The sequence below is a fragment of the Streptomyces sp. NPDC059851 genome, from assembly GCF_042732005.1.
Lineage (GTDB): Bacteria > Actinomycetota > Actinomycetes > Streptomycetales > Streptomycetaceae > Streptomyces.
In genome coordinates, this window is the sequence record NZ_JBHWJJ010000098.1 from 12,417 (window position 1) to 30,747 (window position 18,331).

Annotated in this window: 17 protein-coding genes; 9 read left to right on the forward strand and 8 right to left on the reverse strand. The window is 71.4% G+C overall.

Annotated features, from left to right (window positions below):
- Nucleotides 1–59: 59 nt before the first annotated feature.
- Nucleotides 60–317 carry an ATP-binding protein gene (locus ACFV7Q_RS27400; protein WP_385432217.1) on the reverse strand — a complete coding sequence of 86 codons (258 nt, stop codon included), beginning with the start codon at nucleotides 315–317 and terminating at the stop codon, nucleotides 60–62.
- 280 nt (nucleotides 318–597) lie between these two features.
- Between ACFV7Q_RS27400 and ACFV7Q_RS27405 the strand changes: the two genes are divergently transcribed.
- On the forward strand, nucleotides 598–1,455 hold the full coding sequence (locus ACFV7Q_RS27405; RefSeq protein ID WP_385432219.1) for a helix-turn-helix domain-containing protein: 858 nt from the start codon (nucleotides 598–600) through the stop codon (nucleotides 1,453–1,455).
- Entirely contained in the window at nucleotides 1,452–1,640 is a 189-nt protein-coding gene (locus ACFV7Q_RS27410; RefSeq protein WP_385432221.1) for a DUF397 domain-containing protein, read from the forward strand. The genes ACFV7Q_RS27405 and ACFV7Q_RS27410 overlap by 4 nt, the downstream gene beginning before the upstream one ends.
- 326 nt (nucleotides 1,641–1,966) lie before the next feature.
- On the opposite strand, the gene ACFV7Q_RS27415 is transcribed toward ACFV7Q_RS27410, so the two are convergent.
- The 3 genes from ACFV7Q_RS27415 to ACFV7Q_RS27425 form a co-directional block, all read right to left on the reverse strand.
- Nucleotides 1,967–2,851, reverse strand: coding sequence for a geranyl diphosphate 2-C-methyltransferase (locus ACFV7Q_RS27415; RefSeq protein WP_385432223.1), 885 nt, complete (start codon nucleotides 2,849–2,851; stop codon nucleotides 1,967–1,969).
- Nucleotides 2,852–2,868: 17 nt separating this feature from the next.
- Nucleotides 2,869–4,308, reverse strand: a complete 1,440-nt coding sequence (locus tag ACFV7Q_RS27420; protein ID WP_385432224.1) for a family 2 encapsulin nanocompartment cargo protein terpene cyclase — start codon at nucleotides 4,306–4,308, stop codon at nucleotides 2,869–2,871.
- A gap of 296 nt (nucleotides 4,309–4,604) precedes the next feature.
- On the reverse strand, nucleotides 4,605–6,017 hold the full coding sequence (locus ACFV7Q_RS27425; protein WP_385432226.1) for a family 2B encapsulin nanocompartment shell protein: 1,413 nt from the start codon (nucleotides 6,015–6,017) through the stop codon (nucleotides 4,605–4,607).
- A gap of 372 nt (nucleotides 6,018–6,389) precedes the next feature.
- Between ACFV7Q_RS27425 and ACFV7Q_RS27430 the strand changes: the two genes are divergently transcribed.
- The 6 genes from ACFV7Q_RS27430 to ACFV7Q_RS27455 all read left to right on the forward strand — a co-directional run bounded on the left by ACFV7Q_RS27430 (nucleotide 6,390) and on the right by ACFV7Q_RS27455 (nucleotide 13,105).
- Nucleotides 6,390–7,172 (forward strand): SDR family oxidoreductase, encoded by a 783-nt coding sequence (locus tag ACFV7Q_RS27430; RefSeq protein ID WP_385432228.1) that lies wholly within the window; start codon nucleotides 6,390–6,392, stop codon nucleotides 7,170–7,172.
- A gap of 49 nt (nucleotides 7,173–7,221) precedes the next feature.
- On the forward strand, nucleotides 7,222–9,798 hold the full coding sequence (locus tag ACFV7Q_RS27435) for a bifunctional FO biosynthesis protein CofGH (RefSeq protein WP_385432229.1): 2,577 nt from the start codon (nucleotides 7,222–7,224) through the stop codon (nucleotides 9,796–9,798).
- Nucleotides 9,799–10,131: 333 nt separating this feature from the next.
- Entirely contained in the window at nucleotides 10,132–11,355 is a 1,224-nt protein-coding gene (locus ACFV7Q_RS27440) for an ADP-ribosylglycohydrolase family protein (protein WP_385432231.1), read from the forward strand.
- 75 nt (nucleotides 11,356–11,430) lie between these two features.
- Nucleotides 11,431–12,291 (forward strand): LLM class F420-dependent oxidoreductase, encoded by an 861-nt coding sequence (locus ACFV7Q_RS27445; RefSeq protein ID WP_385432233.1) that lies wholly within the window; start codon nucleotides 11,431–11,433, stop codon nucleotides 12,289–12,291.
- Between the two features lie 17 nt (nucleotides 12,292–12,308).
- Nucleotides 12,309–12,608, forward strand: a complete 300-nt coding sequence (locus ACFV7Q_RS27450; protein WP_385432235.1) for a hypothetical protein — start codon at nucleotides 12,309–12,311, stop codon at nucleotides 12,606–12,608.
- Between the two features lie 98 nt (nucleotides 12,609–12,706).
- On the forward strand, nucleotides 12,707–13,105 hold the full coding sequence (locus ACFV7Q_RS27455; RefSeq protein WP_385432237.1) for a VOC family protein: 399 nt from the start codon (nucleotides 12,707–12,709) through the stop codon (nucleotides 13,103–13,105).
- Between the two features lie 85 nt (nucleotides 13,106–13,190).
- On the opposite strand, the gene ACFV7Q_RS27460 is transcribed toward ACFV7Q_RS27455, so the two are convergent.
- From ACFV7Q_RS27460 to ACFV7Q_RS27475, 4 genes are all read right to left on the reverse strand, one after another.
- Nucleotides 13,191–14,285 (reverse strand): amidinotransferase, encoded by a 1,095-nt coding sequence (locus ACFV7Q_RS27460; RefSeq protein WP_385432247.1) that lies wholly within the window; start codon nucleotides 14,283–14,285, stop codon nucleotides 13,191–13,193.
- An 81-nt stretch (nucleotides 14,286–14,366) separates the two neighbouring features.
- Entirely contained in the window at nucleotides 14,367–15,161 is a 795-nt protein-coding gene (locus tag ACFV7Q_RS27465) for a DUF4239 domain-containing protein (RefSeq protein ID WP_385432239.1), read from the reverse strand.
- A gap of 107 nt (nucleotides 15,162–15,268) precedes the next feature.
- A complete protein-coding gene (locus ACFV7Q_RS27470) occupies nucleotides 15,269–15,610 on the reverse strand; it encodes a hypothetical protein (RefSeq protein WP_385432241.1) in 342 nt (113 codons plus the stop codon).
- An 89-nt stretch (nucleotides 15,611–15,699) separates the two neighbouring features.
- On the reverse strand, nucleotides 15,700–17,271 hold the full coding sequence (locus ACFV7Q_RS27475) for an APC family permease (RefSeq protein WP_385432243.1): 1,572 nt from the start codon (nucleotides 17,269–17,271) through the stop codon (nucleotides 15,700–15,702).
- A 309-nt stretch (nucleotides 17,272–17,580) separates the two neighbouring features.
- Between ACFV7Q_RS27475 and ACFV7Q_RS27480 the strand changes: the two genes are divergently transcribed.
- A complete protein-coding gene (locus ACFV7Q_RS27480) occupies nucleotides 17,581–18,261 on the forward strand; it encodes a hypothetical protein (protein ID WP_385432245.1) in 681 nt (226 codons plus the stop codon).
- Nucleotides 18,262–18,331 lie beyond the last annotated feature (70 nt).

Here is an 18,331-nt window from a genome sequence, read left to right on the forward strand (position 1 = left end):
GCGGTGACCGACCCGGTCGGTGACAGCGAAGGCCGGCGGGCGGACGCGCCGGCGCGCCATCACCGGCTGCCGGCATCGAGTTCCACCCACACCGTCTTCCACGGTGCGGGACCGAGCTCCACTCCCCACCGGTCGGCCAGTTCCGCGACGACCGCCAGGCCCTTCCCGCCCGCCTGAGGGTCAGGCAGCCGGTCCGCTCGGGTGTCGGTCACCTCGATACGGAGGGTGCCAGCGCCGTCGACCGACAGGCCGAGCCGAAAGTCCCTGCCGGGCACGCGACCGTGCGTGACGGCGTTCGCGATCAGTTCGGCGAGCACTTGCTCGGCTTTGCCGAAACGGACTCCCCATGAACGGAGTTGCTCGACGGCGAGCAGCCGGCCGAGGCGCGCCGCGCGACGTGGCGGACAGCTGGAGAACGCATGCAGGAAGTTGTGGAATCACGTCACCCAGCGTGGCCGCAGGTGCCTACGCTGAACAGCGACGACGCCTGTGCGTACCGCGACTGTCCGGCCGTTGTCCGGTCTTGTCCTGCCTGTCCGCAAGCACTTCACGGGTACCGGGCGTTGAGTACGTCGGGCACGTCGGAAGTGGGTGCGCATGAGCGTGGACAGCGACGGAACGGAAGAGCCGGGCTGGGAGGTCGACCCGGAAGACGAACAGGGCGCGGCTGTCGTGGCAGCCGTCGGCCGCCAACTGAAGGTCTGGCGGGACACCGCCGGGTTGCGGGTCGCCGACTTCGCGACCCGGATGGGGTATGGAGAAGACCTGGTCCGCAAGGTCGAGGCCGGCAAGCGGATTCCCCGGCCGGAGTATGTCGACCGGGCTGACGAGGTCCTGCAGGCCGAAGGTCGCATCGCGGCCATGAAGAAGGACGTGGAGCAGGCCCGTTACCCGAAGCGGGTGAGGGACCTCGCGAAGATGGAGTCGCGTGCGGTCGAGATCGCGGCGTACCTCGTACATGGCATACACGGTCTCCTTCAGACCGTGGAGCACGCCCGCGCACTGTTCGAGATGCGACTCCCTACGTATTCGCAGGGTGAGGTGGACCGCTTCGTCGCGGCTCGAACAGCGCGGCAGTCGGTGTTCGACCGGGATCCGGCCCCGGAAATCAGCGTTGTCCAAGAAGAGGCAACGCTCAAGCGGCGGATCGGAGGCAAAATGGTGTGGCGGCGCCAACTCGAACACATCGCGGAGGTGGCCCAGATGCGCAACGTGGCGTTTCAGGTCATGCCACTTGAGATCGAGGCCCATGCCGGCATGGATGGCGGCATCGAGGTCTTGAAGTTCCCAGACGGGTCGGCTGTTGGACGCTCGGACGGCGCCTTCAACGGACGACCGGTTTCCGGCCCTCGGCAGCTGCGGATCTTGGAGTTGCGCTATGGGATGATTCGGGCCCAGGCTCTCACGCCGCGGGAGTCGCTGGCCTTCATCGAGCAAGTGCTGGGGGAAACATGATCCGCAAGCCCGATGTGAAGTGGTTCAAGAGCAGCTACAGTCACGGCAGCGAAGGCGACTCCTGCGTCGAAGTAGGACGCACGCCCGCCGCCGTCCTCGTCCGGGACTCCAAGGACACCGCCATCCCGCACCTCACCTTCTCCCCCACCGCCTGGGCCGGTCTGCTCACCCTGGCTCGGCGGTAGCAGCTCGCCGGAGCGGGGGGCGGAAGGGCCGGGACCCGGCCGTATGTGAATCCGTCCCCCCAGGCCGTCCCTCCCCCGGGGGCCGCCCGACAGTCCTTGTCGTTCCGGGTCGGGCGTCGGGGTCAAGGGTGGCCGGAGGCCATCACGCAGTGACGCGACCGGAGGGAGCGCCCTTGAGGCCGGCGCCCGGCACGGGATGACACTGGGACTGACGGGCAGCCCCCGGGCACCTCACCGACCCCGCTCGAGCGGGCTTCCGCCCCCCACGCGACCGGGCCCGCGGCGCAGCGCCACGGACCCGGCTCAGCTACCCACACCCAACCGCGTCAGACGCGGTCCGCCGCGATCAGCACGTACTGGAACGAGCCGTCCTCGTACGACTTGATGAACGCCTCCTCGATGCCCGTCACCAGGGACGACGTGGCGCGCAGCTTCCAGTACGGGAGGGTCTCCGGCGTCAGGTCGATGACCGCCTGGGGGACGAGGCGGTTGTCGGCCATGGCGCGGAGGTACTCCCTCCGCGAGTGGATGTTGCACTCGAAGTGGGCGTTGATCTGCGAGACCCACTTCGACGGCTGGCCGTAGCGGGGGTTCCAGCAGCCGGTGATGGTCACGTAGCGACCGCCTACCGCAAGAACGCGGGAGTGCTCGGCCATGAGGTCGTGGAGGTCGACGTACATGCTGGACTCGTTGTTCCACGAGGCAGCGGCCTGGCCGGTCTCGAAGGGCATGTCGAGCATGTTGCAGACGCGGGAGTGGACGGAGTCCGCGATGCCCAGTTCCCGCGCACGGTTGTTGCCGAAGTCGGCCTGCTTGGCCGACAGGGTGACGCCCTCGACCTTGCAGCCGAAGCGCTGGTGGGCCATGACCATGGTGCCGCCGCGGCCGCAGCCGGCGTCGACGAGGAGGTCGTCGCGGCCGATGGCGCCGAGGTTGTCGAGAAGGACATCCGTCTGAGCCGACTCCAGGCGGTGGAGTTCGGCGATCAGCTTCTTCTCGTACTCGCTGTCGGCCGGGTCGCCGAGGGCTTCGTGGTCGATGGCGCCGATTCCGTAGTGGTGGTGGTAAAGGCCGTCGACGTCGCCCAGGCGCAGGTTGACGGGCCTGGCCTCTTCGTTCCAGTAGCGGGCGATGTCGCCCTGGTAGGGGGTCGCCGGGGCGGGGATGAAGGTGGCGGTGCCGGTGGAGGTGGGAAGGTCGACGCTCGTCATGGGTAAATCCATTCTGCTTACCAAAAGTCGGGCAGGGTGTAGCGATAGGTGTTGGTCATGTGCCAGTAGTGGTTGCCGTCGACCCATACGGCCACGCCCCGTAGGAAGCGCACGACGCGCGGGTCGGGGCAGGCGGCGGCGAGTTCGGCGGAGGCGGCCTCGAACTCGTGCATGAGCTCGTTGTGGACCTCGACGGCCTTCAGGTAGGCGTCCTTGTCGGAGAGGCCCTCCCGTTCGGCGATCACCACCGGCAGGTTCAAGTGCTTTCCGCGGGCGCTGAGTTCCTTGGTGTACGAGTACAGGTCGTTGGAAATGGTGGTGGCGTTCCCCGCGAGCGCGATCACCCGCTGCATGGCGGGCAGGGCGTGCAGGTCCGCGGGGAGTTCGTAACCGCCGACCGTGTCGGTGATGGTGGGGCACGGGCGGAAGTTGTTGAACTGCCGCATCGCCAGGTACTCGGACACCTCGGGGACGTAGTCCGTCTCGGCCCAGGCGGCCTCGGCCAGGTAGCCCATGTGGAGGCGGGCCATGTCGTGGCGGAAGCGGTCGGCCTGGGACGGGGTGGCCGCCCGGACGAGGTACTCCATGGCGGAGCGGTAGGAGCGCCGCGGGGCGTCCGAGTGGAGCGATTCCGCCCAGGCCGGCCCGTACTCCTCGGTGGTGTGGACGGGGTCGAGGGCGGTGTGGGCGAGCAGGAGCCTGCCGCCCAGGCCGACCGGCGTGCCGCCGTGGTCCTCGCAGTAGATGTCGTCGACGACGTTTTCGGCGACCATCAGCCGCGTGGCGATCATCAGGTGGTCGACGGTCGGCGCGTCCGGGTGGCAGGCGACCATGTAGCGGCCCACGGAGAAGCCGTCGAACTGGTCCTCCCACTCCGGCGGGTACGCCTGGACCTCGTCCACCGCCCACCGCTTGATCCGGTGGCTGACCTCCGCCACACGGGCGGGGTCGGGTTCCGGGACGGGGTGGTAGTAGAGGCCCGGGATCGGCCGGCCCTCGGCCGGGGCGGCCTGCGCCGGCAGCGCGGGCAGGTCCGGCGCGGCCGGCAGGCTCGACGCAGCCGGCACGTCCGCCGGCCCCGGCAGATCCGCCCGGCGCCCGAAGTGCAGGCTCGTCGTGCCCAGGCCGCTGGGGCCGGACAGGATCCGCGCCAGCTCCGGGCCCGGCTGCGGCACCGCTTCCAGCTCCGGGCCCGGCTGCGGCACCGCTTCCGGCGCCGGCACCGGTCCCCGGATCGGCGCTGGCACCGGCCCCGGCGCCGGGACCGGCAACCGGACCGGCTCCGCCGTCGGCACCGGCACCGAACCCGCCGCGGCCTCCGCGGCGCGGCCCACGTGCAGCAGGGGTGGCCCGGCGGGCACTCGGGGCCGGCCCGCGGGCGCGCCGCGGCCGAGGCCGTACGCCGCGGCGGCGGCAGGCGGGCTCGACTGCAGAGGGGAAGGCCCAGGGTCGGGCATCCGTGTCTCCTTGGTGAGGTGGTGGGGACTGTCCCGGATCCGGGGCGTGCCCCGGCCGGCCCGGACGGGTCCGGGCGGCCGGCGCCGCCGGGTACGGACGCGGGCACACGCCCGGACGCGGGCACACGCCCGGACGCGGGCACCAGCCCGGACGCGGGCGGCCCGTGGCCGTTGGCCGTAACCGTGGCCGGCGGCCGGCGGCCGGCGGCCGGCGGCCGTAACCGTGGCCGGTGGCCGGTGGCCGGTGGCCGTAACCGTGGCCCGTGGCCCGTGGCCCGTGGCCCGTGGCCGGGTCCTTAGCCCTGCTTGCGGGCGATCTGTACGTTCTCCAGCACGCCGAGGGCGTCGGGCACGAGGACTGCGGCGGAGTAGTAGGCCGTGACCAGGTAGGAGATGATCGACTTCTCGTCGATGCCCATGAACCGCACCGACAGGCCCGGCTCGTACTCCTCCGGCAGGCCGGTCTGGCGCAGGCCGATGACGCCCTGGTTCTCCTCGCCGGTACGCATGGCGATGATGGAGCTGGTGTTCTCCTTGCTGATCGGGATCTTGTTGCAAGGGAGGATCGGGACGCCGCGCCATGCGGGGACGGACTGGCCGCCCAGGTCGACGTGGTCCGGGTAGAGCCCGCGGGCGTTGAACTCGCGGCCGATCGCGGCGATCGTCTTGGGGTGGGCCAGGATGAGCTTGGTGCCGCGGCGGCGGCAGAGCAGCTCGTCCAGGTCGTCGGGGGTGGGCGGGCCGGAGTGGGTCTGGATGCGCTGCTTGAAGTCGGCGTTGTGGAGGAGGCCGAACTCGCGGTTGTTGATCAGCTCGTGCTCCTGGCGTTCGCGCAGCGCCTCGATGGTGAGCCTGAGCTGCTCCTCCGTCTGGTTCATCGGCCCGTTGTAGAGGTCGGCGACCCTCGTGTGGACCCGCAGCACGGTCTGCGCGATGGAGAGCTCGTACTCGCGCGGGTGGAGCTCGTAGTCGACGAAGGTGGCGGGCAGCTCGGGCTCGCCGCTGTGACCGGACGACATCGCGATCTCGGCTTCGCCGTGGCGGTTCTGCCGCTGGTGCGGGAGCGCGGTGAACCGTTCGATGTGGCTGCGCAGAGCCGGCGCCGAGGACATGACGGCCTCGAAGTCGGTGCGGGAGAGGGTGAGCAGGGTGCCGGGGGTCTCGGCGGTGGCCGTGTAGTCCCAGGTGCCCTGGCCGTCCAGCAGGGCGTGCTCGCCGAACCGGTCGCCGTCGGCGAGGACGGAGACGGCGACCTCGTCGCCGTACTTGCCTTCGCCGGTCTGACTGACCCGGCCGTGGGCGATCAGGTGGATGTGCTCGGCGCGGGCGCCGCGCTCCACCAGCACCTCTCCGGCGCGGAAGTCCCGCTGGACGCACCGGCCGGCGATCGCGGTCAGTACCTCCGTGTCGTCGAAGCCGCGCAGCATGGCCAGTTCGTTGAGCTCGCGGGGGATCACCCGGACCGTGGCGCCGTCCTGGACGAACTCGATCTGCCCGTCCCCGACCGTGTAGCTGAGCCGGCGGTTCACCCGGTAGGCGCCGCCCTTGGTCTCGACCCAGGGGAGCGTCTTCAGCAGCCAGCGGGAGGTGATCTCCTGCATCTGCGGGGCGGACTTGGTGGTGGTGGCGAGGTTGCGGGCAGCTGCCGTGCCCAGGCTGGTGCGCTGCGGGGGTTCCAGCTGCGTCTCGGGGCTGCTGTCAACGGTCATCGACGAGCTCTCCTTCGCAAGGGGCGGTGACCGGCGCGTACCCGCACGTCACCGGTGAAAGAGGAGGAAAAGGGGGCGTATATCCGGGAATCCGGCCAATCTCGGGGAACAGTAACGGCCCTCGGCGCGCGCTACGCCCCCCAGAACCGCCAGAGTCCCCCGATGCGGTGATCTTGGGTCGCTCGACGTTTACCGACCGATGGCGATTCGGCCGCGGAGCGGCCCGATCACGACCCTGGGGACTCCCGGCGTTCGCGGTGCGGCGCGGCGACCCCGCCGCCCGCCCCCTTCCCTCCTCGGCGGCCGGGACCTAACCTGACACGCCATCTGACGTATCGTCAGCTACAGGCCGGTGCCGGGAGGCGATCGCGCATGCTGCTGCAAGGGAAGACCGTCATCGTCTCCGGTGTCGGGGCCGGACTCGGCCACCAGGTCGCCGCAGCCGTCGTACGGGACGGCGGACGGGCCGTGCTCGGCGCGCGGACCGAGGCGAATCTGGCCAAATCCGCCGCCGAGATCGACCCCGACGGCACCCACACCGCCCACCGACCCACCGACATCACCGACGAGCGCCAGTGCGAGGCCCTGGCCGCCCTCGCCGTCGAGCGGTTCGGCGGCATCGACGCCGTCGTCCACGTCGCCGCCTGGGACTCCTGCTTCGGCGGGCTCGAAGACGCCGACTTCGGCACCTGGGCCCAGGTCATCGACGTCAACCTGCTGGGAACCCTCCGCATGACCCGCGCCTGCCTGCCCGCGCTCAAGCAGCGCGGCGGCTCCGTCGTCATCATCGGCACCCAGTCCGCCGTCGCCGCACCCAACGAGGTGCAGCAGGCCGCGTACGCCGCCTCCAAGGGCGCGCTCACCTCCGCCATGTACTCCATGGCCCGCGAGCTCGGCCCGCACCGGATCCGCGTCAACACCGTGCTGCCCGGCTGGATGTGGGGACCGCCCGTGCAGGCCTTCGTCACCTTCACCGCGCACGCCGAGGGCGTCCCCGAAGCCGGGGTCCGCAGCCGGCTCGCCGCCCGCACGGCGCTGCCCGACCTCGCCACCGACGGGGACGTCGCCGACGCCGTCGCGTTCCTCGCCTCCGACCGGGCGCGGGCGATAACCGGCCAATCCCTGCTGGTCAACGCCGGTGAGCTGATGCGATGAGCGCCGGTCGGCACTCCGCCGACGGGCTACCGGATCGTATGCTCACCGCATGACCCCTCCGAGTGACGCCCCGACCCAGAACGCGATGCGCCGCGCGCTCCGGCGCGCCCGTGACGGCGTCGCGCTCGACGCGACCGAGGCAGCCGTACTGCTCCGGGCGCGCGGCGAGGACCTGGAGGACCTCGCCGCTTCCGCCGCGCGGGTCCGCGACGCCGGACTCGCGGCGGCCGGCCGCCCGGGCGTGATCACTTACTCGAAGAGCGTGTTCATACCCCTCACGCGGCTCTGCCGCGACAAATGCCACTACTGCACCTTCGTCACCGTCCCCGGGAAGCTGCGCCGCGCCGGCCACGGGATGTACATGTCCCCGGACGAGGTCCTCGACATCGCCCGCCGCGGCGCCGCCCTCGGCTGCAAGGAAGCCCTCATCACCCTCGGCGACAAGCCCGAGGACCGCTGGCCCGAGGCCCGCGAATGGCTGGAGGCGCACGGCTACGACGACACCGTCTCCTACGTCCGCGCCATCTCCATCCGGATCCTGGAGGAGACCGGCCTGCTGCCGCACCTCAACCCGGGCGTGCTGAGTTGGGCGGACTTCCAGCGGCTCAAGCCGGTCGCCCCGTCCATGGGCATGATGCTGGAGACCACCGCGACCCGCCTGTGGTCCGAGCCCGGCGGCCCCCACCACGGCTCCCCCGACAAGGAGCCCGCCGTCCGGCTGCGGGTCCTGGAGGACGCCGGGCGTTCCTCCGTCCCCTTCACCTCCGGCCTGCTGATCGGCATCGGGGAGACCTACGAGGAACGCGCCGAGTCATTGTTCGCGCTCCGGCGCACGGCCCGCGCGTACCACGGCATCCAGGAGCTGATCATCCAGAACTTCCGCGCCAAGCCGGACACGGCGATGCGCGGGATGCCGGACGCCGACCTCGACGACCTCGTGGCCACCATCGCCGTGGCCCGGCACATCATGGGCCCGTCGGCCTGCCTCCAGGCCCCGCCGAACCTCGTCGACGGCGAGTACGCCCGCCTGATCGGCGCCGGCATCGACGACTGGGGCGGGGTCTCCCCGCTGACCATCGACCACGTCAACCCGGAGCGGCCCTGGCCCCAGATCGAGCGGCTCGCCGAGCGGTCCGCCGCCGCCGGCTTCGAGCTGCGCGAACGGCTCTGCGTCTACCCGGAGTTCGTCCGCCGCGGCGAGCCCTGGCTCGACCCCCGCCTGCTGCCGCACGTACAGGCCCTCGCCGACCCGGAGACCGGCCTCGCCCGGCCCGACGCCGAGGTCGTCGGACGGCCGTGGCAGGAGCCCGAGGAGGCGTTCACCGCCACCGGGCGCACCGACCTGCACACCACCATCGACACCGAGGGCCGCACCGGCGACCGCCGCGAGGACTTCGACCACGTCTACGGCGACTGGGACGCCCTGCGCGAGGCCGCCGCACCCGGCATGGCCCCCGAGCGCATCGACACCGACGTACGGGCCGCCCTCGCGCAGGCCGCCGACGACCCCGAGAAGCTGACCGATGCCCAGGCGCTGGCCCTGCTGCACGCGGACGGGCCCGCGCTGGACGCACTGTGCCGGATCGCGGACGAGCTGCGCAGGGCGGTGGTGGGCGAGGACGTCACGTACGTCGTCACGCGGAACATCAACTTCACCAACGTCTGCTACACCGGCTGCCGCTTCTGCGCGTTCGCGCAGCGCCGCACCGACGCCGACGCGTACACCCTGTCGCTGGAGCAGGTCGCCGACCGGGCCGCGCAGGCCTGGGACGTGGGCGCGGTCGAGGTGTGCATGCAGGGCGGCATCCACCCTGACCTGCCGGGGACGGCGTACTTCGACATCGCGCGGGCGGTGAAGGAACGGGTGCCGGGCATGCACGTGCACGCCTTCTCCCCGATGGAGGTCGTCAACGGCGCCACCCGCACCGGCATGTCCGTACGGGACTGGCTGACCGCCGCCAAGGAGGCCGGTCTGGACTCCATCCCGGGCACGGCCGCGGAGATCCTCGACGACGAGGTCCGCTGGGTCCTCACCAAGGGCAAGCTGCCCACGGCCGATTGGATCGACGTCGTCACCACCGCCCACGAGCTCGGCATCCGGTCCTCGTCGACCATGATGTACGGGCACGTGGACCAGCCCCGGCACTGGCTGGGGCACCTGCGGACCCTGGCCCGCATCCAGCAGCGGACGGGCGGGTTCACCGAGTTCGTGACGCTGCCGTTCATCCACACCAACGCGCCGGTCTACCTGGCGGGCATCGCCCGGCCCGGCCCGACGGTCCGCGACAACCGGGCGGTGACCGCGATGGCCCGGCTGCTGCTCCACCCGTACATCACCAACATCCAGACGAGCTGGGTGAAGCTGGGCGCGGAGGGCGCGGCGGAGATGCTCCGGTCGGGCGCCAACGACCTCGGCGGGACGCTGATGGAGGAGACCATCTCCCGCATGGCGGGATCGAGTTACGGCTCCTACAAGGCCGTCAAGGACCTGGTCGCGATCGCCGGGGCCGCGGGCCGGCCGGCCCGGCCCCGCACGACGCTGTACGGGGAGGTGCCGGAGGAGCGGCAGCGCGCGGCAGCCGCCTCGGACGGGCACCTGCCGGAGCTGCTGCCCGTGTTGGACTGAGGAGGGCCGCGCCGGGCCAGCCGGTGCGGCCTCGCCGGCGGCGAGGGAAGAGCAGGGCGGTCGCGAGTTCAGGCCGCCGGGCTCCACCCGCGCGGGGACACCGGATGAACGGGGCATGTCCGAAAACGGCCGCCCCCGAGCCCAGTGGCAAACGCGCCAGGAACCCGTCGCCGCACACCGGCCCCCTGACACCGGCTGCCCCACCTCCCGAAGGGCGCGATCCGGCCTTTCTCCCCTCACTTACGGGCCTCTTGATCGCCTCTCTCCGGATCTGATCAGGCATGTCCACTACAGTGCGCGCCACAACCTGCGGGGCAGTCGGGGGGCAGCACGATGGACACGGCAACCAACACCGGGACGGACACCCCCGCGGCAGCGGCGGCCGAACCCGCGACACCACCGGCCCGCCCGACCGGCGCCACGCTCGGCGGCCGCTCCCCCCTCGCCGCGGGCCTCTGGGGCCGCGCCGAACAACAGGACTTCCGCAGCCGGGTCCGCGGCACCCTCCTGGGCTCCGCCGTCGGCGACGCCCTCGGCGCCCCCGTCGCCGGACTCTCCCTCGACGGCATCCGCAGCGCCCACGGCCCGGCCGGCCTCACCGAACCCGCGCCCGCGTACGGCCGCCGCGGCACCGTCACCTCCTGCACCCAGCTCACCCTCTTCACCGTCGACGGCCTCATCCGCGCCCACGTACGCCGCGACACCGGCGCCTGGCACCCACCCACCGACGTCCACCGCGCCTACCTGCGCTGGGCCGCCACCCAGCACGACTGGGGCCCCGACGAACGCCGCGAGGACGACGGCTGGCTCGCCCGCCAGGAATGGCTCTACGCCCGCCGCGGCCCCGACCGCGCCTGCATGACCGGCTTCGCCGACACCACCCGCGGAACCCTCGACCGCCCCAAGAACCCCACCGCCCGCGACGCCGCCGCCACCACCCGCTCCGCCCCCTTCGGGCTCCTGGTCGGCTGGGAGCCCGCCCTCGTCCTCCAACTCGCCGTCGAATGCGCCGTCCAAAGCCACGGCCACCCCACCGCCTACCTCTCCGCAGCCGCCTGCGCCGTCATCGTCCACGGTCTCACCCGCGGCGACACCCTCGACACCGCCGCCCAGCGCACCCTCGGCCTCCTCGGCAGCCGCTCCGGCCACCAGCCCGTCACCGACGCCCTCCAGCGCGCCCTCACGGCCGCCACCTCCACGGCCGCTCCCTCCCCCGAGGCCGTCGAATCCCTCTCCCCCGGCGAGGGCCGCGACGCCGAGGACACCCTGGCCGCCGCCGTCTACTGCGCCCTCGTCGCCGAGGACGTACCGCACGGACTGCGCCTGGCGGTCAACCACGGCGGCGACTCCTCCGCCACCGGCGCGCTCTGCGGGGCCCTCCTCGGCGCCCTCCACGGTGAAACGGCCCTCCCGGCCGCCTGGCTCGCCGACCTCGAAGGCCGCGCCACCCTCCTGGAGCTCGCCGACGACTTCGCCCTGGAGTTGACGCAGGGCCCCACCCTCCACGGTCCCGGCGTCTCCGCCCCCGCCTGGCTGGCCCGCTACCCGCGCGCCTGACCCCGGCCCGCCCCCTGCCGCCGACCGGCAGATCCCCGTACCGTGGCCTCACCCGTCACGGAGGTGCCCTCGCCCATGCGGATCGCCACGACCGTCTTCCTGACCGACCGGACCGTCACCCCCGTCCGCCTCGCCCGCCACCTGGAGGAACGCGGCTTCGCCGGCCTCTACCTGCCCGAGCACACCCACATCCCGGTCGCCCGGAACACCGCGGCCCCCATGGGCGGCGACCTCCCCGAGATGTACGGGCGCACCCTCGACCCCTTCGTCGCCCTCGCCCAGGCCGCCGCCGTCACCGAACGGCTCCGCCTCGGCACCGGCATCACCCTGGTCGCCCAGCACGACCCGATCGTCCTCGCCAAGCAGGTCGCCACCCTGGACCACCTCTCCGGCGGCCGCCTCACCCTCGGCGTCGGCTACGGCTGGAACGTCGAGGAAGCCGCCGACCACGGCGTCGACTGGCACACCCGCCGCGAACTGGTCCGCGACCGCATGGCGTTGATGCGCACCCTGTGGGCACCCGAACCCGCCGCGTACGTCGGCCAGTACTCCTCCGTCCAGGCCAGCCAGGCCCACCCCAAGCCCGTCCAGCCCCCGCGCGAACTCGGCCCGGGCCAGCCCCTCCACGGCCCGCGCACCCTCCTCGGCGGCGCCGCCGGCCCCAAACTGTTCGGAGCCGTCGCCGACCACGCCGACGGCTGGCTCCCCATCGGCGGCGGAGGCCTGACCGAATCCCTACCGGTCCTGCGCCAGGTCTGGGAGGCCGCGGGCCGCGACCCGAAGACCCTCCACATCGTCCCGTACGCGGTCCGCCCCAACCCGGGCAAGCTCGCTCACTACAGGGACCTGGGCATCGAGGAGGTAGTCCTCCAACTCCCCTCGACGGACGAGCCCGAGATCCTCCGCACCCTGGACACCTACGCCCAGTACCTCTGATCCACCGAGGAGGCCACTTGCCCGGCCAGCGAAAACGCAAACGAAAGCACGCCGGCGAGCACGCCCGTAACCAGCCCACCGTCCCGGGCCGCTGGCAACCGATCTTCTCCACACAGGCCCATGCCGAACTGAAGGCAGAAATCACCCGCCTCCACGAGACCGGCACGGTCACCCATGCGTGGGAACTGAGATGCGACATGTTCTGCGGCCGCCTGGAACACCCGACGACCTACCAACTGAGCATCTTCATCCCGGAGAACACCGGGCGCCACCAGCCCCAGACGGCCGCCGGACGCCGAGAGGACGGGAGCGCGTAGCGATCTAGGCCGCCTGCCGCGCCCCGACGGGCCCCGGACATCCCACCGACCCCGCCCCGCCGAAACCCGACCCCCACCCACCCCCGTACGCTCCCCGCATGATCACTCCTGGCACACACGTCCGGATCGCGCGCCCCAGCCTTGATCTCGGGGCGGCCGAGCGGTTCTACGTCGACGGTCTGGGGCTCGCCGTGCTGTGGCGCAACAACGAGCCCGGGCCCGGGGAGCACGAGCTGCTCATGGTCGGCCCGGCCGACGGAGGCTGGCACTTCGAGCTCACCCGTGACCCCCGGAACCCGCTCGCGCCCTCCCCCACCGTGGACGACCTCTTCGTCGTCTACCTCGGCGAGCCGCCCGACGAGGCACTCGTCGAGCGGCTCCTCGCCCGCGGCGGCTCCCGGGTCACCGCCCACAACCCGTACTGGGAGGAGCACGGCGTCACCATCGCCGACCCGGACGGCTACCGCCTCGTCCTCTGCTCCCGCTCCTGGGGCTGACGGCTGCGCAGGAAAGGGAACTCAGAGGCCCCAGAGGTCCAGAAGGCGCCAAAGGCTCCAGAAGGCCAATGGGGCCCCGGAAGACTCAGGGGAAATACGACTCAAGCGCCCCCCGGCGCCTAACGTCGAGCGTCGCGCAGTGGAACGAGCCTCCGAACGGCGCGTAGTGCAGGAAGTCGCAGGGGATGGGCTCGAACCCCCACCGTTCCAGCGCGCGCAGCATGCTGGTGTGGTGGCGGTCCGCGATCACCCGCTTCTCGTCGAGCATGAGGACGTTCATGCTGAGCCACTTGCCGCACAGCGACGTGACCTTGAGCAGGCGCCCGTTGGGAGGTGTGGGCTCGGGCGCGATCAGGACGTCCCACGAGTTCAGCGCTTCGGGCAGGTGGTCGACGTCGATGTATTCGGGGTTGACCAGCACCTTCCCGGGTGAGACCGGAAGGAACGTCGTGTCGATGTGCATGGGCGTGCGGCAGCGGCTCTGGATCTCGTGGATGCGGTAGTCCGGTTCTAGATGGCGGCGCAGCCATTCGATGCCCATGGCGTTGGTGACGTTGCTGCGCGTGACGAACAGGTCGCGGCCGGCCCGTACGAAATCCGCGGCGTCGAAGACCGGCTCGAATTCGGTGAGGATGTAGCGCATGGGCTCCCCGGGCCGGGGGATGCGGAACCCCGGCTCGAACAGCTCGTCGGTGAGCTGCGGTCTGGGCGCCGCGGTCCAGCGGGCGCCGCGCCGGAAGTAGTCCTTCAGGATCGAGCGGTAGGGGTCGGTCTCGAAGTACCGGCACGGCCATGCCATCGGGGTTTCGATGATCTCGTCGCCGATCACCAGCATGCTGTCGCGCGGACAGCTGCTGCCGAAACCGCGTGACGACCAGTCGGGCGTGCTGAAGTACCGGCCGTGGTCGATGGCGTCCGGGCGCCTGACGGTGATGTCGAGGGACTCCAGCAGTGCGACGAACTGTTCGAGCTCCTGCTGTGCCGGCTCGACCAGTCTGCGCGGGTACTTGCGGCCGGCGGCGAGCCTCTGCAGCCGTGCCGCCCACGGCGGAATGTTGCAGGACACGACCGGATGGCTGGAGGGGATCGTCATGTCGTCGAGCCGCCCGACGAGGACCTCCTCCAGCGGATCCCACTCGTTGTGGGAGTTGACCGGCGAGGCCGGGCGTTCCGCACCCATCACCACGCCTTCACGGTACCCAACGCCGGGCTCCGCGGCCCTCCGAAACGCTGCCGGCACCGGATGCGTACCGGTGCCGCGCTACCGCGCCGCCCAGAACTGGGCCAGGGCCGCCTGCTTGTACGGGTCCGGGCTCACGCTCAGCTCGCCCGCGAACGGCCGGTCGAGGACCATGACGAGCAGCAGGCTGAAGCCGATCAGTCCGGCGACCGCCGACACGAACAGCAGCTGCATCTTCAGGCTGCGCAATCCGAACAGGAAGGTGAGCGGGAGGATCACCAGCGCTCCCCCGTACACCAGCAGCTGGAGCAGCATCGGCAGGGAGGTTTCCGCCATGTCGATGCGGGCCCGGCGCTGGGCGGCGACGTCGTTGAGGCGGTCGGCGGCCTGCTCGTAGAAGGTGGTCGTGCGCGTGCTGGTGGGCTCGTACGCCTGGAGCGCCTGGTAGAGGCCGTGGGTCTGCTGCGCGGTGGCCTCGTAGCTGGGCCGCCCCTCCCGCATCAGCGGCCACTGCACTTCGACGACGGCGTGGACGTACGAGCCGACCGCCTGCTCGACCCGGTCGCGCTCCGCCTGCGGGAAGGCCTCGGCGCTGCGGACGATCAGGGCCAGGTCGGTGGCCTCGGCGGAGACGATGCCCTGGGCGTTCTCCAGCTGGGTCCAGAGGGTCACGACGACGAACGCGAGGATGATGCCGTAGATCGCGCCGAACATTCCGAGTACGACGCCGACCATCTCGTTGTGTTCGCCGCCCGCCAGGTGCGGGAAGCGGCGGCGGGCGGCGAGGCTACCGGTTACGGCCAGGCCGGTGAAGCCGCCCACCAGGAGGAGGCCGATGGTGAGGGTGGAGAACGAGTTGAGCATCCAGAGGATCATGCGCTGATCAACGACCGACCCGGGGCGAGGTCAGTGGTCCCGCCGGGCCGGACCACGCCGGACCCCCGCACCCCGGAGGCGGCCCCGCCCTGGGGCGGCCGCTGCGGCTACTTGACGGACGGCGCCTGCGGCAGCGTCTGTAGGGCGTTGCCGGCGCCCGCGAGGGAGGTGTTGGTGGACTGGGCTGCGGCGCCGGCCGCGGCGCCGGTGACGGCCAGGGCGGTCTTGGTGTCCTGCACGGCCTGGCCCGGGTGGTCGACGATGTCGCCGACGCGCTTGGCGAGCGGGGCGGCCGCCTGGAGGCTGGTGTTGTCGGCGTGGGCGGCGCCGGCGGCGAGGCCGAGGGCTCCGGAGGAGAGGGCGAGGGCGGCGAGGCCGCGCTTCACGGCGCGCTTGGCGTTGCCCGCGTTCCTCGCGTGCTGGGCGTGCTTGGCATGCTTGGCGTTCATGCCCGGTCAAACGATCCGCCGGACCCGGGGGTCACCCCCGGGCCCGGCGGATCGTGGTGTGCTCGGTGTGCACCGATGCGCCCCCGGGTTCAGTCCTCGACCACCAGCGACGGCGTCGACTTCGTCAGGACCTCGCCGTGGAAGAAGGCCGGGCTGCGACGTTCGGTCACCGCCATGACGACGAGGCCGAGGGCCAGCAGGCCGACGCCGATGACGAAGACGCTGCCGACGCCGAGGACGGTGGAGCCGGAGCCGTACGACGGGTCCCACATGTCGATCAGGGTCTTGGCGAAGACGGCGGCCAGCAGCAGTCCGCCCAGGACGGGGAAGACGCCCTTGAGGAACAGGTCGCGTGCGCTGCGGCGCAGCTCGCCGCGGAAGTACCAGGCGCAGGCGAAGGCGGTAAGGGAGTAGTAGAAGCAGATCATCAGGCCGAGCGCGAAGATCGTGTCGGTGAGGACGTTCTCGCTGACCAGGGTCATCACGGTGTAGAACGCGCCGGTCGCGACGCCCGCCATCACGGTGGCACGGCCGGGGGTCTTGAAGCGCGGGTGGACCTTGGCGTAGGCGGGCGGCAGGGCCTCGTACGTGGACATGGCGAGGACGGTGCGGGCGACCGGGATGAAGGTGGTCTGCAGGGACGCGGCCGCGGAGGCGAGGACGGCGACGAAGAGCAGGACGCCGAGGACGGGACCCATCACGGGTCCGGCGAGGGCCGCGAAGACGTTGCCGGAGGTGTCGGGGTTGGCGAGACCGAGGCCGGTGGAGCCGGAGCCGACGGCCATCTGGGCGGCGATGCCGGTGGCCAGGTACGAGCCGACCAGGACGACCATGGCGATGAGCGAGGCACGGCCGGGGGTCTTCGCGGAGCCGGTGGTCTCCTCGTTGGTGGCCAGACAGGCGTCCCAGCCCCAGTACATGAAGATCGAGAGGGAGATGCCTGCGGTGAAGGCGGCCATGGACTCGACGGCGAAGGGGTTCATCCACTGCCAGGAGAAGTCCAGGCCGGTGTCGAAGGCCCCGGCGGCGTCGGCGCCGCCTGCGGTGGCCTTCTGGAAGGCCATGACGACGAACACGGCGAGGACGGCGAGCTGGAGGCCGACGAGGGCGTATTGGACGCCCTTGGTGGCGGTCATGCCGCGGTAGCTGATGGCGGTGGCGACGGCGACGAGGGTCAGGCAGGTCGCGATGTGGACGAGTTTGTTGTCGTCGAGGGCGGCCACCGGTTCGCTGCCGGTGATCTCGCCGGCCAGCAGCCAGAAGTAGGAGGTGGCGACGCCGGCGAGGTTGGAGAGGACGATGATCGTGGCGATGACCAGGCCCCAGCCGCACATCCAGCCGATCCGGGGGCCGAAGGCCTTCACGGTCCAGGTGAAGGAGGTGCCGCAGTCGGGCATGGCCTTGTTGAGCTCGCGGTAGGCGAAGGCCACCAGGAGCATCGGCAGGAAGCCGGCCAGGAAGACGGCGGGCATCTGGACGCCGACCTCGCCGGCCGTTGAGCCGAGGGTGGAGGTCAGGCAGTAGACGGGGGCGACGGTGGAGATGCCGATGACGGCGCTGCCCACCAGTCCCACGGATCCCTTGCCGAGGCCCTTGCCGCGTACGTCGGCGACGTCGCGTGCCGTGTCTTCGGCTCCGGGCCGAACGTCCAGCTGAGTCATGCCACAGGACGGTAGGTCCTGCGGTTTCCACATCCGGAGGCTTTGGATCCGACTGACGGTGGGGCGAAAGCCCTTGGAATCCTGAGGTCTGGGCCGTTCATGAATCGGCAATGAAAGGTTCAGATGCCGGCGTTACCCCCGGTTCAGAGGAGCTACGAACCAGGTTCCGTTATACGGAAACCGCAGCCGCGCCCGTTTTGTCCGTTCGCAAACTTTCCCGTGCGAATTTTCGGCCGCGACGTTTGGCGCGGACATGCCGGTCGACCTAGGCTCCCGACGATCAAGGACATCGACACGGGGGACATGGCCATGCGCTCCAGGACAGCCGCCACACAAGCCACCAGAACCGCCACCGCTGCCGCCACGGCCTTGGCCGCGCTCCTCACCCTCACGGCCTGCGGAGGCGACGACGAGGCCGCCGTCGGCTCCGGCATCGCCGCGATCGGCGGCCTCGAAGGCGGAAACGGAAGCACCGCCGGCAACGGCGGGGCCGCGAAGAAGGGCAACGGCCTCGGTTTCAAGGGACTGGCCAAGGCCGGCTCGATGGCGGAGGCCGCCCGCATCGTCAACGGGTACACGAAATGCGACCGCGTCAGCTCCACGAAGAGCGACTCGTCCAGCTCCAGCAGCGACCCGGCCGCCGAGTACGACACCAAGACGTACTCCGTCACCGAGCACGGCTACTGCGGACGCCGGAACGTCACCACCATCCTCATGATCAAGGACCCCAAGGTCTTCCAGGCCGCCATCAAGGCCGAGGTCGACAAGGACCACGCCAACGGCAAGGGCGGCAACGTCAACAGCGGCCCGATCGTCGGCCAGGACTTCGCCGTGGGGTCCGAGAGCTCGGACGCGATGAGCGCCCTCCTCGTGCCGGGCAGCGGGATGCTCCTGCTCAACTGCCACCCCGGGTTCACCCCTCCGAGCGGATACCGCAAGGAGCCGTCCCTCGTGAAGGGCTGCGTCCTGACCGACTACTACAAGGACTGAGCACCGCTCCGACTGAGCCCCGCCGCGACGAGGGCTCAGCGGGGCGGGGCCGGGGCCGGGCGGGACGCCC